General features: G+C 63.0%; 16 protein-coding genes and 2 pseudogenes. 10 read left to right on the forward strand and 8 right to left on the reverse strand.

The features are described from left to right. The 5 genes and pseudogenes from ACK4S9_RS19945 to ACK4S9_RS19965 all read left to right on the forward strand — a co-directional run. Positions 1-90, forward strand: a 90-nt coding sequence (locus ACK4S9_RS19945) for an IS3 family transposase (RefSeq protein WP_409729214.1), incomplete at its 5' end; no start/stop codon positions are given. A 17-nt stretch (positions 91-107) separates the two neighbouring features. Beyond that, positions 108-680 (forward strand): alpha/beta hydrolase, encoded by a 573-nt coding sequence (locus ACK4S9_RS19950; protein ID WP_409729158.1) that lies wholly within the window; start codon positions 108-110, stop codon positions 678-680. 222 nt (positions 681-902) lie between these two features. Further along, complete coding sequence (locus ACK4S9_RS19955; RefSeq protein ID WP_409729160.1) at positions 903-1181, forward strand: hypothetical protein; 279 nt, start codon at positions 903-905, stop codon at positions 1179-1181. Positions 1182-1353: 172 nt separating this feature from the next. Next, positions 1354-1500 (forward strand): annotated as a pseudogene (locus ACK4S9_RS19960) (transposase); the annotation flags it as partial. Positions 1501-1700: 200 nt separating this feature from the next. After that, positions 1701-1871 (forward strand): annotated as a pseudogene (locus ACK4S9_RS19965) (transposase); the annotation flags it as partial. Positions 1872-1877: 6 nt separating this feature from the next. Here ACK4S9_RS19965 and ACK4S9_RS19970 read toward each other — a convergent pair. Then, entirely contained in the window at positions 1878-2810 is a 933-nt protein-coding gene (locus tag ACK4S9_RS19970; protein WP_409729162.1) for an NAD-dependent epimerase/dehydratase family protein, read from the reverse strand. A 105-nt stretch (positions 2811-2915) separates the two neighbouring features. Between ACK4S9_RS19970 and ACK4S9_RS19975 the strand changes: the two genes are divergently transcribed. Next, positions 2916-3815 carry a LysR substrate-binding domain-containing protein gene (locus ACK4S9_RS19975; RefSeq protein WP_409729164.1) on the forward strand — a complete coding sequence of 300 codons (900 nt, stop codon included), beginning with the start codon at positions 2916-2918 and terminating at the stop codon, positions 3813-3815. Between the two features lie 199 nt (positions 3816-4014). Here ACK4S9_RS19975 and ACK4S9_RS19980 read toward each other — a convergent pair whose 3' ends face one another. Further along, positions 4015-5517 carry a peptide MFS transporter gene (locus tag ACK4S9_RS19980; RefSeq protein ID WP_409729166.1) on the reverse strand — a complete coding sequence of 501 codons (1503 nt, stop codon included), beginning with the start codon at positions 5515-5517 and terminating at the stop codon, positions 4015-4017. A gap of 254 nt (positions 5518-5771) precedes the next feature. On the opposite strand from ACK4S9_RS19980, the gene ppnN reads away from it, so the two are divergent. Then, the gene (gene ppnN / locus ACK4S9_RS19985; RefSeq protein ID WP_409729168.1) at positions 5772-7142 is read left to right on the forward strand and encodes a nucleotide 5'-monophosphate nucleosidase PpnN; all 1371 of its coding nucleotides are present in this window, start codon (positions 5772-5774) and stop codon (positions 7140-7142) included. 259 nt (positions 7143-7401) lie between these two features. Here ppnN and lysS read toward each other — a convergent pair whose 3' ends face one another. From lysS to prfB, 3 genes are all read right to left on the reverse strand, one after another. Continuing rightward, a complete protein-coding gene (lysS, locus tag ACK4S9_RS19990; RefSeq protein WP_409729170.1) occupies positions 7402-8937 on the reverse strand; it encodes a lysine--tRNA ligase in 1536 nt (511 codons plus the stop codon). A 27-nt stretch (positions 8938-8964) separates the two neighbouring features. Continuing rightward, a complete protein-coding gene (locus tag ACK4S9_RS19995) occupies positions 8965-9627 on the reverse strand; it encodes an HAD family hydrolase (RefSeq protein ID WP_409729171.1) in 663 nt (220 codons plus the stop codon). 3 nt (positions 9628-9630) lie between these two features. Continuing rightward, positions 9631-10735 (reverse strand): peptide chain release factor 2 gene (gene prfB / locus ACK4S9_RS20000; protein WP_409729173.1). Its coding sequence is split into 2 segments (ribosomal slippage): positions 9631-10653 and positions 10655-10735, totalling 1104 coding nucleotides; the frame shifts between segments, so codons are not numbered across the junction. 155 nt (positions 10736-10890) lie between these two features. Here prfB and ACK4S9_RS20005 point away from each other — a divergent pair. Next, entirely contained in the window at positions 10891-12912 is a 2022-nt protein-coding gene (locus ACK4S9_RS20005; protein WP_409729175.1) for a bifunctional 2',3'-cyclic-nucleotide 2'-phosphodiesterase/3'-nucleotidase, read from the forward strand. Next, positions 12909-13298, forward strand: coding sequence for a tetratricopeptide repeat protein (locus tag ACK4S9_RS20010; RefSeq protein ID WP_409729176.1), 390 nt, complete (start codon positions 12909-12911; stop codon positions 13296-13298). The genes ACK4S9_RS20005 and ACK4S9_RS20010 overlap by 4 nt, the downstream gene beginning before the upstream one ends. Before the next feature lie 122 nt (positions 13299-13420). Here ACK4S9_RS20010 and ACK4S9_RS20015 read toward each other — a convergent pair whose 3' ends face one another. Genes ACK4S9_RS20015 through ACK4S9_RS20025 form a run of 3 tightly spaced genes read right to left on the reverse strand, consistent with a single transcriptional unit; the run spans position 13421 to position 14874 of the window. Further along, positions 13421-13741 (reverse strand): DUF2288 domain-containing protein, encoded by a 321-nt coding sequence (locus ACK4S9_RS20015; protein ID WP_409729178.1) that lies wholly within the window; start codon positions 13739-13741, stop codon positions 13421-13423. 12 nt (positions 13742-13753) lie between these two features. After that, on the reverse strand, positions 13754-14434 hold the full coding sequence (locus ACK4S9_RS20020) for an RES family NAD+ phosphorylase (protein WP_409729179.1): 681 nt from the start codon (positions 14432-14434) through the stop codon (positions 13754-13756). Positions 14435-14436: 2 nt separating this feature from the next. After that, positions 14437-14874, reverse strand: a complete 438-nt coding sequence (locus ACK4S9_RS20025; protein WP_409729216.1) for an antitoxin Xre/MbcA/ParS toxin-binding domain-containing protein — start codon at positions 14872-14874, stop codon at positions 14437-14439. Between the two features lie 158 nt (positions 14875-15032). Between ACK4S9_RS20025 and ACK4S9_RS20030 the strand changes: the two genes are divergently transcribed. Next, positions 15033-15491: a YybH family protein gene (locus ACK4S9_RS20030; RefSeq protein WP_409729181.1), complete on the forward strand. Its 459-nt coding sequence runs from the start codon at positions 15033-15035 to the stop codon at positions 15489-15491. Positions 15492-15513 lie beyond the last annotated feature (22 nt).

Below are 15513 nucleotides of genomic sequence, written 5' to 3' on the forward strand. Positions count from 1 at the left end.
TACATAGAGAGGTTCTACAATCCACGCCGGCGTCATTCCACTATCGGCTACATCAGCCCGGTACAGTTTGAAAATCTAAAATGCGCCTAACGGAGGTGTCCGTATCGATGGGGGAAGGCCAGTCTGACCAGAAAACGACTACACCGGCGGATGCAATCGACGATGCAATGGCCGCGATTAAGTGGAGCCGAACGCATGCGTCCAAACTAAATCTCGACCCAAAGCGCGTAGCGGTACTCGGATGGTCTGCAGGGGCGCATTTAGCTGCATCGGCTGCCGTTTTCGCGAAGGAGCACGCTGAGCGTCCAAGTCTGTTGGCTCTAGTGTCGCCCGCAGTCTCGGTAGTTGGTGATGCACATTTTCGATCCTTGTTCCCCACGGGCACTAATGTCGAAAACTTTTCACCTGCAGAGCACGTTGTACCGTCCTTGCCTCCAACAGTCATTGTGACAGGCCGCGCCGATACCGTAACTCCGCTTGCAGAGGTCAAGAAGTTCCACGAACGAATGAGAGCAGCTGGAAATTTGTCGGAGCTGAACATTTACGAGGATGTCGGCCACATGTTCACGCCAAAAGGACAGTCAGATAAAGAATTCCCTAATCCAGATAAGGTGGTTCGCCAGCGCGCATACGACGCAATCGACGCATTTCTCGCGAAGCACACTTACATCGTTAATTAAGTTATTTCCAGGTTGGATCATTCACGAATCACAACGTCAAGTGCACCGGCTTAGGCTGAAAGAACTGAAACGTCAATACTTTCAGGGCAAGCGATAGCCCATGGTAGATTTTGCGTATGTCTGCTTTGGGTCGATAACGGCCCTTCGTGACAATCTGCGGAATTTCCTTGGAAGCAGCCTGCTATCCTGATGCCGACCTAACGTCTGCTTATTCAAGTGTTTATGAAAACGATCTGGTCAGCCTTTATTTCTTTCCTTCTACTTTTGCTGGTGCTGATGTTCGCCGCATTCGGTTTTGTCACCGTCAAGCCCCTGCCAGTAAAGCTTTTCGCAATCGCAATGGGGCTACATTTCCTGATTACGTTTATCAGTGCCACCTGGCCAGGGCGGCAAGCAGCCGACAGACTCGTGAAACTCGTTAATTTCTCTGCCGGCGCCTTGTGCGCGGCAGCGATGCTTCTGGTGCTGCAACACTATTTTAATACCGTTCCCATACGATGACCGGAGCTAGGCCCGTTGGTATAGCCAAACAAGGCTTGACGAGTTGAGATGTCCGCTTTGGGTCGATAGCGGACGTGCGCTGGTCCAGTCAGGGCACTAACATGGCGTCCGTGTTCGTAGACGAACTGATGCCATGGCCCGTGCACTTCTTCCCGAAGACCTGTGGTCTCTAATGGCAGCTCATCTTCCGACCCGTCGCCCATCGCCGGAAGGCGGCCGACCGCGCATCGATGATCGCGCGGCCCTGACCGGAATCCTGTTTGTTCTTAAGACTGGAATACCCTGGGAGTACTTGCCGCGCGAACTCGGCTGCGGCAGTGGCCTGACATGCTGGCGTCGCCTTCACGAATGGATGCTAGCCGGCGTTTGGCAGCGTATCGACGAGGCGATTCTTCGACGGCTCCGGGAGCACGACCAGATCATGTGGGATCGAGCTTGCGTTGACGCTGCAAGCGTACCGGCACCTGCCGGGGGCGAGCACACAGGCCGGAACCCAACCGATCGCGGCAAACTCGGAAGCAAACACCATTTGCTGGTCGGTGGCATTGGGTCGTCGAGCGAACCGTGGGTCGGCTACACCGCTTCCGCAGATTGCGCATCCGGTACCAGCGGCGAGCAGACATCCATCAGGCATTCCTGTCGCTTGCCTGCTCGCTCATCTGTTGGCGGTATGTCGAGAGGTTTTGTTAGGCGTACTTAGACGAAAGCCAGGTCGTGGTGGCGGATCGCGTCGTCCAGCCAGTCGTCCGTATGGCCGAAGCGGTAGCCAAGCGCCCTGGCGCGCGAGGTGTCGAGCGCCAAGGGCGTGGCGAAATCGAAGGGCGCCAGCACGCCCGGGGCCGCCGGCGCCACCTTGACGGCGCGCGGGGTCTCGTCGAGGACCGCGGCCACGCGCGCGTGCAGTTCGACACTCGACAGCGCCCCGTCGCAGGCGGCGTTGACCGGACCGCGGAAGTCCTGCATGCCGGTCCACAGCAGGAAGTCGGCCGCTTCCTGGGCTTCCATGAACGAGACCTTGGCGGCCGCATTGGCATAGGGCAGGGTGGCGCGCAGGCGCACCAGGTCGACGTAGTGGGCCAGGCGGCCGGTGAAATCCTCGGGGCCGCCGAGCACGTGGGCCAGGCGCACGGTGGCGAGCGGCAGGCTGCCGTCGCGCTCCAGGTAGGCCTCGGCCTGGATCTTGCCGGACACATAGCATTCGATGGCGCGCGCCGGGTCGTGCCATGGATAGGCCGTGTCGATGCGCTGCGCCAGCACCGGCAGGTCGGTTTCCTGGAAGGGCGCGTCGCGCGGCGCCAGCTCGCGGTAGGCGTCGATGGTCGAGGTCATGACGTAGCGCCCGACCTTGCCGGTGAAGACGCGCACCGAAATGGCGGCGTCCAGCGGCGAGTAGCACATCTGGTCGAACACGATGTCGAAGGAGGCGTCGCGGAAGGCGTTGCGCATCGCTGCTTCGCTTCGCCGGTCGACGCGGATGCGGGAAAACTGGGCGCCGAAGCGCTGGCCGAAGGGATCCGGTGCATATCCGCGGGTGGCGATGGTCACACGGTGGCCCGCGCGCAGCAGGCGCTGCACGAGGAGTTTGCCGAAATAGCGGGTTCCGCCGATCACCAATACATTCTTTGGCATGACTTTTCCTTCCAGGATGGCGTATATTTTCTGCAAAGCAGCAAAAACCATCAAACGAGAAAAAGTACGGACAATGAATAAGAAAAACTTATGCATGGAGGCCGCATGAAACCCTTGCGCAGCTTGTCCGGCCTGATCGACTTCGACTGCGCCGCGCGCTGGGGCAGCTTCAAGCTGGCCGCGCGCGAACTGCACAAGACGCCGGCGGCGGTCAGCCTGCAGGTCAAGCAGCTGGAGGAAAATATCGGCTTTGCCCTGTTCGTGCGCCACCCGCGCCATATCTCCCTGACCGAGAAGGGCCAGGAGCTGGCCATCGCCACCAGCCGCATGCTGGCCGACCTGCGCGCCAAGCTCGCTGCGCTGCAGCGCGGCGACGAGGAGGCGGTGCTGCGGATCTCGACCACGCACTCGTTCGCGATCAAGTGGCTGGTGCCGCGCATGCACCGTTTCACCAAGCTCTATCCCGAACTCGACATCCGCATCGATTCCAACGACGCGCCGGTGGACCTGCAGGCCGACAGCACCGACGTGGCGATCCGCTATGGCCCGGTGAGCGAGGGCGACCCTTCGGTGCTGTTCCGCGAGCGCCTGGTGCCGGTCTACAGCCCCGAACTGCTGGCGCCCGGACAGGAAGCCCTCGGCCTGGCCGACCTGCCGCTGCACCACCTGCTGGTGGTGCAGTCGCCCGAGGCCTGGCTGCAGCTGCTCAACGAGAACCGGGCGCTCAAGGGCAAGTACGACTTCTCGCGCATGTACACGCACTGGGGCGTGCTGGTGCAGGCGGCGGTGGCGGGGCAGGGGGTGGCCCTGGTGCCCTACGGGATCGCATTCGCGGACATCCAGTCCGGCGCGCTGCGCCAGATCCCGTGCAAGAGCGCGCGTTTCGAGAGCGGTTACCGCTTCCTGGTCAATCCGCACAAGGAGCACATGCTCAAGGTGCAGCGTTTCAGGGAGTGGATGGTGGCCGAGATGCGGGCGATGGAAGCGACGCTGGATAGGCGCTGAGCGCTCGGGCCAACTGGCAAGCTTGGGTCCCCGCCTGCGCCGGGACGACGTGCCGAGGTAACTGGCCGCAGGTGATCTGATCATTGGCAGATGATCCGTCATCCCGGCGCAGGCCGGGATTCAAGTGCATGGCGAACACCTGGACACAAACAAAAACGGCGGCCCGCGGGCCGCCGTTCTCATTGGAGCGTCGAGGCGCTTACTTCACGCCGTGCATCAGTTTCTGGATGAGCGGGGCCAGCAGGAACAGCAGCACGCCGCCGCCCAGCAGGATCCAGAAGCCGAAGGTATAGCCGCTCAGCGCCGACGGCACCGACATGCCGGTTTCGCCCGATACGTGCGAGGCGAAGATGCCCGACAGGTTGTTGCCGATGCCGGTCGACAGGAACCAGCCGCCCATGCCCAGGCCGACCAGGCGGGTCGGGGCCAGCTTGGTGACCATCGACAGGCCGATCGGCGACAGGCACAGTTCGCCGATCGACTGGATCACGTAGACCATGAACAGGGTCCAGAACGGGATCTTGCCCTGGTCGTTGATCAGCTGGGTCAGCGCGTACATCAGCAGGCCGAAGGCCAGGCCGTTGAAGATGATGCCGAGGCCGAACTTGCGCGGGATCGACGGGTTCACGTTACGCTTGCCCATGGCGACCCAGATCGCGGCGATGATCGGCGCGCACACGATGATCGCGACCGAGTTCACCGACTGGAACCAGGCCACCGGGAAGGTCCAGCCGCCGAAGTCGCGGTTCACGATCTGGTCGGCCAGGAAGGTGAACGAGCTGCCGGCCTGCTCGAAGAAGCACCAGAACAGGATGTTGAAGAAGAAGATGATCATCATGGCGATGGTCTTGTCGCGCGAGACCTTGCCTTCACGGACGCCTTCGACGATCAGCATCAGCGCCAGGATGATGAACAGGACGCTCAGCACGATCTGCAGGTTCTCGGCGCCGGCCTGCAGCAGCAGGTAGACGCCCGGGATGACGATCAGCGAGCCGATCACGACGCCGATCAGGCGCTTCGGGCTGGCCAGGTCGCCGACCGGCGCGCCGATGCCCTTGAGCTGCTTGCGGCCGATGTAGAACCAGACCAGCGAGATCAGCATGCCGATGCCGGATGCGAAGAACACGATCTTGTAGGCCGGGGTGTCGCCGGTGTTGAACACGTTCTCGGCCAGCACCTGGGTCAGGATCGGCGAGAGGAAGGCGCCGGCGTTGATGCCCATGTAGAAGATGGTGAAGCCGGAATCGCGGCGGGTGTCGTTCAGCGCATAGAGCTGGCCGACCATCGCCGAGATGTTCGGCTTGAACATGCCGTTGCCGACGATGATGGTGGCCAGGCCGAGCTTGAAGACGTCCTGGTTCGGGATGGCGATCATGAACAGGCCGGCCGCCATGAAGACGGCGCCGACCAGGATCGAGCGCTGGTAGCCGATGACGCGGTCGGCGATGTAGCCGCCGAACACGGCGCCGGCGTACACCAGCGCGAGGTAGGAACCGTAGGTGAGGTTGGCGTCGGCCTGGCCGACGGCGTTGCCCTCATAGAACTGGGCGACGATGTAGAGCACCAGGGCCCAACGAATGCCGTAGAACGCGAAGCGTTCCCAGAATTCGGTCATGAACAGCATCCACAACGGAGCTGGATGGCCCATGATCTGCTTGAATTCTGGGATCGGTCCCTTGGCTGAAGTAGCTGCACCGCTCATGCGGTTCCTCCCGAAATAGTTTTATATGACGACGATTTTTTTGTGGAATATCTGTATGCCGGAAATTCCAATAGGCACGCATTTTAGTGTAAATCGCGCATCGCCAGCGAACTTTTTCGGCTTGTGGTAAAGACGTTCGCCCATGGTGCGCACCACCTCATGAATGCCCGCAATCGGGGCGCAGAATGTTGCACTTTGGCGTATATTGGCAAACAGGCCAATCCGTATTACCGATTGAAAGGGAAAACAAAACCATGACCCATGATGTTGTCGATGTTCTCATCTCTCCGGAAGGCCGCCTCGAAGTCCTGTCGAAAGCCGAAGTTGCCAAGCTGCTCGACACCAGCAAGAGCGGCCTGTATGACATATTCCGAAAATGCGCACTGGCCGTGCTCAATACCGGCAGTTCGATCGACGACGGCAAGGAACTGCTCGAACGCTATCGCGATTTCGAGATCAGCATTCTCCAGCGCGAGCGCGGCATCAAACTCGACATCCGCAGCGCGCCTGCCCATGCCTTTGTCGACGGCAAGATGATTCGCGGTATCCACGAGCACCTGTTCTCGGTGCTGCGCGATATCGTCTACGTCCATTTCGATATCACCTCCAACCCCAAATTCGACCTGAACCGCCCGGACGGCATCACCGATGCGGTATTCCACATCCTGCGCAATGCCAACGTGCTGCAGCCGCAGCGCAGTCCGAACCTGGTGGTGTGCTGGGGCGGCCACTCGATCAACCGGGTCGAGTACACCTACACCAAGGAAGTCGGCTATGCGCTCGGCCTGCGCGAGCTGGATATCTGCACCGGCTGCGGTCCCGGCGCCATGAAGGGGCCGATGAAGGGCGCGGCCATCGGCCATTCGAAACAGCGGATTCGCAGTGGGCGCTATCTCGGCATCTCCGAGCCCGGCATCATCGCGGCCGAATCGCCGAACCCGATCGTCAGCGACCTGGTGATCATGCCGGACATCGAAAAGCGCCTCGAGGCCTTCGTTCGCACCGGGCACGGCATCATCGTGTTCCCGGGCGGCGCCGGCACGGCCGAGGAAATCCTGTATATCCTGGGTATCCTGCTGCATCCGGATAATGCGCAAATGCCGTTCCCGCTGATCTTCACCGGCCCGGCGACGGCGGGCGCGTATTTCGAGCAGATCGACCATTTCATCGGCCTGACACTGGGCGAGCAGGCGCAAAAGCGCTACAAGATCATCATCGACGACCCCGACGCGGTAGCCAAGGAAATGTATGCGGGCATCCAGGCGGTGCGCGAATTCCGCAAGGCGCACAGCGACGCCTATTACTTCAACTGGCGCCTGAAGATCGATCCGGAGTTCCAGAAGCCGTTCCGGCCGACCCACGAGAACATGCGCAACCTGAAGCTGCACCGGGCCCAGGAATCGCACCTGCTGGCGGCGGACCTGCGCCGGGCATTCTCGGGCATCGTTGCCGGCAACGTGAAGGAAGAAGGCATCCGCGCGATCGAGCAGCACGGCAAGTACGAGATCCAGGGCGAGAGCGCGATCATGGAGCCGATGGATGCGCTGCTGGCATCGTTCGTGGAGCATAGCCGGATGAAACTGCCGGGCAAGGCGTATACGCCCTGCTACACGATCGTCCAGTAGGCATCTCGCTCGACTTCTTTTTGTCGCAAGTTTAAAGACTGTCGTCCCGGCGAAGGCCGGGACCCAAGTTTGTGGGCGAGCCGACTGCGTTCATTGCTGACACGACGCTACGGAATTGGATCCCGGCCTGCGCCGGGATGACGGTCTTACTGCCAGCTGAAATGGAAAGGTGTGCGAGGCGCGCGCATAAAGCAAAAGGCGGCCGCGCAATCGCACAGCCACCTTTCTCATTCGATCGAGCCGCACCGCGGCCCAAGCATCAATCTTCCTTGCGCAGGTGCGGGAACAGCAGCACGTCGCGGATGTTCGGCGAGTCGGTGATCAGCATCATCAGGCGGTCGATGCCGATGCCGCAGCCGCCGGCCGGCGGCATGCCGTACTCCAGCGCGCGGATGTAGTCCGCGTCGTAGAACATCGCTTCGTCGTCGCCCGCATCCTTGGCCGCCACCTGGGACAGGAAGCGCGCGGCCTGGTCTTCCGGATCGTTCAGCTCCGAGAAGCCGTTGGCGATCTCGCGGCCCACCATGAACAATTCGAAGCGCTCGGTGATGCCTTCACGGGTGTCGGAGGCGCGCGCCAGCGGCGACACTTCGACCGGATAGTCGATGATGAAGGTCGGTTCCCACAGCAGGGCTTCGGCGGTCTCTTCGAACAGGGCCAGCTGCAGCGCGCCCAGGCCGGAGGTGGCGAAAGGCTTGACGCCGAACTTCAGCAGTTCCTGCTTCAGGAAGTCCATCGAATTCAGCTGCTCGGAGGTGTAGCCCGGGGCGTATTTATCGATCGCTTCGACGATGGTCAGGCGCTGGAAGGGCTTGGACAGGTCCAGTTCGCGCCCGCCGTAGGTGAGCACGGCGCTGCCGTTCGAGTCGATCGCGGCCTGGCGGATCACCTGCTCGGTGAAGTCCATGATCCACTTGTAGTCGGTGTAGGCCGCATAGAATTCCATCATCGTGAATTCCGGGTTGTGACGGACCGACACGCCTTCGTTGCGGAAGTTGCGGTTGATCTCGAACACGCGGTCGAAACCGCCCACCACCAGGCGCTTCAGGTAGAGTTCCGGCGCGATGCGCAGGTACATTTCCATGTCGAGCGCGTTGTGGTGGGTGATGAAAGGCTTGGCCGCGGCGCCGCCCGGGATCGGGTGCAGCATCGGGGTCTCGACTTCCATGAAGCCGTGCTTTTCCATGAAGCGGCGCATCGAGGACATTGCCGCGGTGCGCGCCTTGAAGGTGCGGCGCGTCTCTTCGTTCATGATCAGGTCGACGTAGCGCTGGCGGTACTTGGTCTCCTGGTCGGCCAGGCCGTGGAACTTGTCCGGCAGCGGACGCAGGGCCTTGGCGATCAGGCGCAGTTTGATCACCTTGATGGTCAGCTCATCGACCTTGGTCTTGAAGAGCGTGCCTTCCACGCCCAGGATGTCGCCCAGGTCGTAGCTGCGCAGCGCCTCCATGGCTTCTTCGCCGGCCGAATCGACGGTGATGTAGATCTGGATGCGGCCACTGGCCATCGGGCCCGAGCTGTCCTGCAAGGTGGCGAAGGCGGCCTTCTTGCCGGCTTCGCGGCGCAGCATCATGCGGCCGGCCAGCGTGACTGCGACAGGTTCGGCCTCCAGCTCTTCGCGGGTCTTGCCGTTGTAGGTCTCGACCAGGTCGGCGGCCTTGTCCTGCGGGACGAAGTCGTTCGGGAAGGGGTTGCCCTGCTGGCGCAGCGCGGCCAGCTTGGCGCGGCGCTCGGCCATGATCTTGTTCTCGTCGTGCGCCACGACGGGCGACTGGTCTTGGTTTTCCGTAGTCATGATTGGATAGCAGTTCTTATTGGTGTGTCAGGCGAACAGCAGTTCGGCCTTCAGTTCGGAGAAGTCGCGCACGATGGCGATGACGTTGTCGAATCCGGTAAACGCGCTTGCCGGCAGGGTGGTTGTCAGGACGACGCAGCGCATGCCGGCCCGGCGCGCCGCTTCCACGCCCAGCGGCGCGTCCTCGAACACGATGCAGTGTTCGGGCTGCACGCCGCACAGCTCGGCCGCTCGCAGGAACACGTCCGGATGCGGCTTGCCGCGTGCTACGTCCGTGGCGCCGACGACCGCATCGAAATGGCGGCGCAAATCCAGGCCGTCGAGGGTGAACTCGACGTTGGCCGGCGGCGCCGCGGTGCCGACGGCCAGCTTCACGCCGTGCGACTTCGCTTGCGCGATCAAGGCACCGAAGCCGTCGACCGCCTTCAGGTGCGGCCCGTACAGCTCGCGGTAGACCGATTCCTTCTCGTGGTTCAGCAGGGCCACTTCTTCGATCGACAGGTGTTCGCCAAGGTAGCTGCGGATGATCTCGCCGCCCTGGCGGCCCGCCGTCGCCCGGAAGAATTCGTCCGGATCGATGGTGCGGCCGCGCCGCTCGAAGAAGGTGATCCACGAGCTGGTGTGGAAGGCCATGTTGTCGACGATGGTGCCGTCCATGTCGAACACGAAGGCGCGTTGCGTCATGCTCATCGATTACACGCCCTGCTTCAGGGAAGCGGAGATGAAGTCGTCCAGGTCGCCGTCCAGCACGTTCTTGGTGTTGCCGGTTTCAAAACCGGTACGCAGGTCCTTGATGCGCGACTGGTCCAGCACGTAGGAGCGGATCTGGTGGCCCCAGCCGACGTCGGTCTTAGAGTCTTCCAGCTTCTGCTGCTCGCTCATGCGGTTGCGCAGTTCGAGTTCGTACAGCTTGGCGCGCAGCATGTCCCAGGCTTCGGCCTTGTTGCGGTGCTGCGAACGGTCGTTCTGGCACTGCACCACGATGCCCGACGGGGCGTGCGTCAGGCGCACCGCGGAGTCGGTCTTGTTGATGTGCTGGCCACCCGCGCCGGATGCGCGGTAGGTGTCGATGCGCACGTCGGCCGGGTTGATCTCGATTTCGATCGAGTCGTCGACTTCCGGGTACACGAACAGCGAAGTGAACGAGGTATGGCGGCCGTTGGCCGAGTCGAACGGCGACTTGCGCACCAGGCGGTGCACGCCGGTCTCGGTACGCAGGTGGCCATAGGCGTATTCGCCGTCGACCTTGATGGTGGCGGTTTTGATGCCCGCGACTTCACCCTCGGACTGTTCCAGGATCTCGGCCTTGAAGCCCTTGCGTTCGCAGTAGCGCAGGTACTGGCGCAGCAGCATCGAGGCCCAGTCCTGGGCTTCGGTGCCGCCGGCGCCGGCCTGGATGTCGATGAAGCAGTTGGCATGGTCCATCGGATTGCTGAACATGCGGCGGAACTCCATCGCCTCGATGATCTTCTGGATGGCTTCGGCATCGCCGCCGATCGATTCCAGGGTGCCGTGGTCGCCTTCTTCCTTTGCCATCTCGAACAGGTCGGCAGCGTCGGTCAGGTCATTGCGCGCTTTCTCGAGCGTCAGCACGACGCCTTCGAGCGCCTTCTTTTCCTTGCCGAGGTCCTGGGCCCGCTTCTGGTCGTTCCAGACGGCCGGGTCTTCGAGTTCCTGGTTGACCTGTTCTAGTTTCTCTGACTTGCGATCGAAGTCAAAGATACCTCCGAAGTTCGGCTTCACGGCTGCTCAGGTCGTTCAGCAGGGCGGAAATGGCGTTGATGCGTTCAGCTTCCATGGTCTTGGTAGTCTTTTAAGGGGGTTAAACTGGCGTTGAATCGAACCTTCGATTATACCGCAGGACGGCATGGGGCCGGCAGGCACGATTGTCCCGGCTTGCTACCGGGCATGGTGCTGGCATATCATCGCCCGGTTCCGTTCACCGCATACCCCATGGCCATCCACTTGCGTTACCACATTTGCATCGCGCTCGCCCCGGCGCTGCTGAGCCTTCCCGTGCTCGGCGCCACAGCCGTCAGGGCGCCTGCCGCCGGCACCACCGCCACCCTGGCGGTGCTGGAAACCACCGACCTGCATGCGAACCTGGTCGGCTACGACTACTACAAGCTGGCGCCCGAACCCTCGCATGGCTTCGACCGCACCGCCACGCTGATCCACCAGGCGCGCAAGGAATTCCCGAACACCTTCCTGCTCGATAATGGCGACACCATCCAGGGCAACGCGCTGGCCGACTACCAGGCGCTGGTGGAACCGCTGCGCTGCGACCAGACCCTGGGCGTCTACAAGGTCATGAATGCGCTGAAGTACGACGGCGCCGGAGTGGGCAACCACGAATTCAACTACGGCCTGGCTTTTCTCAGCCAGGTGACCGGCAAGCGCTTCCAGGTCGACGGCGTCGACCAGCAAAAAACCTGCGCCGGACCGGCCTTTCCGATGGTGCTGGCCAACGTCTACAGCGCCCGGACCAAGAAGCCCCTGTTCAGCCCCTACGCCATCGTCGACAAGGAAGTGAGCGCGCTGGACGCCCGGGGCAAGCCGGTCAAGGCGATCGTGCGGGTCGGCATCATCGGCTTCACCCCGCCGACCATCATGGAATGGGACCGGCGCTGGCTCGAAGGGCGGGTGAGCACCACCGGCGTGCTCGAGGCCGCGCAGAAGTACGTGCCCGAGATGCGCCGCAAGGGCGCCGACCTGGTCGTCGCGATTTCGCACGGCGGGCTGGACGCCAGCCCCTACACGCCAGCCATGGAGAACGCCAACTGGCACCTGGCGAAGGTGGAGGGCATCGACGCCATGCTGCTGGGCCATTCGCACCAGCTGTTCCCGAATGCCGACAGCACCGCGCCGCAATTCGACCTGCCGGGCGTGGACAAGGCCAGGGGCCTGGTGCACGGCGTGCCGACCGTGATGGCCAGCCTGTGGGGCAAGCACCTGGGCGTGGTCCAGTTGCACCTGAAGCATGACGGCAAGCGCTGGAACGTGGAGAAGAACAAGACCCGGGTCGAGGCGCGCGCCGCGCAGACCGGCGCCAAGTCCTGGGTCGAGGCCGACCCGGCGGTGCTGGCCCTGGTGCAGGAGGAGCACGAGGCGACCATCCGCTACGTGAAGACGCCGGTCGGCGCCACGGACTTTCGCATGTCGAGCTATTTTGCCGACGTCGGCGACATCTCGGCCCTGCAGCTGGTGAATCAGGCGCAGGCCGACTACGTCGAGAAGTACGTCGCGGCCAACCTGCCGCAGTACAAGGACCTGCCGGTGCTGTCGGTGACGGCGCCCTTCAAGAGCGGCATGGCCGGTCCCGCCGACTACACCGACGTCAAGGCGGGTGACCTGGCGCTGAACAATGCGGCCGACCTCTACCTGTACCCGAACTCGCTGTACGCGGTGAAGGTGAACGGCGCCGGGCTCAAGGCCTGGCTGGAAAAGTCGGCGCAGCGCTTCCATACCATCGACCCGGCGAAACCCGCGCCGCAGGCCCTGGTCAACCTGGCCGTGCCCAGCTATAACTTCGACACCATCACCTCGCCGGACGTCAGCTACGAGATCGACGTGACGCGTGCGCCGGGCGAGCGCATCCGCAATCTGCGCTGGCGCGGCAAGCCGGTGGCTGCGCAGCAGGAATTCCTGGTCGCGACCAACAACTACCGCGCCAGCGGCGGCGGCCACTTCCCGGGCCTGGACGGCAGCAGGACCGTGATCGCCTCGCCCGACAACAACCGCGACATCATGATCGCCTACGTGCGCGCGGCGAAGAAGCTGACCCGCGCCGCCCACGCATCGGCGCGCAGCTGGCGTTTCACGAAGGTGGCGACGGCCGGGCGGGTGGTGTTTTCGGCGCCGCCGGGCATGGCCGCGCTGGCCCATGAGGCCGGACTGCACAACGTGACCCAGGTCGCGGACGACGACGGCCGCGGCAAGGGCGCGGCCCTGTACGCGATCGACTTGTCGAAATGAAGCGGCTGATCGTAGCGGCCATGGCCGCCTGCCTGCTGGCCCAGCCGGTCCTGGCCCAGCATGGGGACGAGGCCGACGTCGCCCTCAAGCGCGGATTGACACACCGCGACGGCGGCGATGCGGCGCTCGCGGCACACTGGCTGGGCGTGGCGGCCGCGCGCGGCGTGCCGGAGGCGATGTTCCTGCTGGCGAACATGCTGCTGGAGGGTGATGGCGTGCCCAAGGACGAGGCCGCCGCGCGGCGCTGGCTGGAGCAGGCCACGCAACTGGACTATCCGGAGGCCTGGCAGCAGCTGGGGATGATGGAGAGGGATCCCGAAAAGGCGGCGCAGTATTTCCGGCGGGCGGCGCATGCGTTGACGCACCGGGCGGAGGGGAAGCGGTAAAAGCTCGCTGGTAAAATTGGATCCCGGCCTGCGCCGGGATGACGGCCTCTAGGCCGCAGGCCGCGGATACGTCATTCCCGCGCAGGCGGGAATCCAAGTTCGTCGCGGAACTGATAATACACTCAATGCAGCTGCTTCTTCTCCGGCTGCACCAGCACGAACGGACTCACCACCGACGCCCACAGCGTCGCATCCGCCGCCGTCCAGGTCTGCGCCTGCAGGTCGCTGACCTTGGCCACGGTGCCCGCATGCATCCATTTCATGATGCTGTCCTTGTCGTCGTGCGCCACGCGCAGCGCGACGTCGATCAGGTCGAGTTCCTCGCTCACGTAGATCACCGAGCCGCTGGCGAAATGGCGCGACAGTTCGCTCCATTTGATGCGGCCGGTCTCGCGGTTGATCTTGTCGTGCAGCTCGGTGTCTTTTTCTGGATTGGTCTTCATGTTCTTCGATTGCTAGGTGATCTCGACCGTCGGTTGCGGCGAACCCGCCCATGTTAACCGATAGGTCTGCGCCTTGCGCACATTGCCCACCAGTGCGGGGCGAAAGCAGGCGAGGTTGGTGCCGTTCGGGTCGCGCACGCTCGGGTAGATGATGCCCATCGAACCCTGTTCCATCAGCGCGGCCGCCAGCGCCTGCGAGGCGATATAGCTGTCCGGGTCGAGGCAGGATTGGTAGGCGTCGGCGCCGCGCAGGTCGTGAAAGCCGGCATTGAAATCGGCCAGCAGCATCTGGTAGCTGACGCTGTCGTCGAAGCGCCGAATCTCGGCATACTCGACCGTCTTGTGGAAGATGACCTCGGCGAGCGCCGTCTCGGCCGCGAAGGCGCAATACCAGGCGCCGCGCTCGCCGTCGTTGAAGCGGCTGCCTTCCGGGCGCGCATAGGTGAAGGCCGCGTTGATGATGCGGAAATTCGGCAGGCCGAACACCAGTTCGTCCATCCCGATGCCCGGCAGCAGGCCGGATTCGCCGCGCAGGCGCTCGTTGGTGGCGTTGTCGAGGTCGAACAGGTCGCGCAGCACCACGTCGTCCTCGGCCAGCGGCGCCAGCACGGAATCCTCGACGTCGGCGAAGCGGGACGGGATCAGCCGGCAGGTGTCGTACTGGCGCAGCTGGGTGATTTTGTGCAGCGGCAAGGTCAGAGGCCTCCGCGACGCGCGTCCAGCAGCTTGCGCACCGTCTGCATCGCGATCAGGCCCCCGCCCAGCATGTAGGCGAGCGGCGTGCGGCCGGCGAATACCTGGTTGGTATTGGGCAGGTGCACCCATTCGTCGGCCAGCTTGTCGCCGTACAGGATGTGCAGGGCCTTGTAGATGCCGAGCAGGTAGGAGATGCGCGTGATGCGGTCGACCTCCAGCACCCGGTCCGGGTTCTTCTTCCAGTCGTAATAGGAGGACGAGGACAGGCCGCCGAGCAGCTCGCGCGCATCGTCGTCGCGCACTCCCCAGCTGGCTGCCAGCTTGAAGAAGCCCATCAAGGCCGAGCGCGACAGGCGCTCGCGTTCGGCCCGTGAATTCAGGTCGACCAGGGTCGCCGGTTCGAAGCGGCTTTTCGGGTAGGAGTAGGCTAGGCTCATCATGATTCTCCGTAATTGGATTCTTTATACTCCATTTCCGGACTCATTGCAACTATTGGTTGTCAGCGCTGCGCGCCCATGACAGAATTATTGATCTTGCTGTATAGAAAAAAGCTTAATCAATAATAAGCCCGTACACAGATCAGGAGACACCCTCAATGCGCCTGCGTTCGCTTTCTCTTCTTGCCGCATGCCTGATGCTGGCTGCCGCTGCCGGCAATGCGCGCGACTCGAACAGCGCGCTCAAACGCCAGGTAATGGAAGCCGAACGCGGATTCGCCGCCACCATGAAGGCGCGCGATTTCGAAGCATTCAAGCGCTTCGTCGCGGACGAGGCGATCTTTTTCGGCGCCGAGGGGCCGCTGCGCGGCAAGGCGGCCATTGCCAGGGGCTGGCGCCAGTACTACGACAAACCGCAGGCGCCGTTCTCGTGGGAGCCGGAAGAGGTGGAGGTGGTGGCATCGGGCACGCTGGCCTATAGCGGCGGGCCGGTCTACGACGCGGCGGGCCAACGCATCGGCCGCTTCCATTCGATCTGGCGCCTGAAGGCGCCCGGGCAGTGGGAAGTGGTCTTCGACCGCGGTTCGGATTTCGCACCGCCAGCGACAAGAAAATAACACCGGGGGTCAGGTCTGACAT

Source organism: Massilia sp. (genome assembly GCF_046293535.1).
Lineage (GTDB): Bacteria > Pseudomonadota > Gammaproteobacteria > Burkholderiales > Burkholderiaceae_D > Telluria.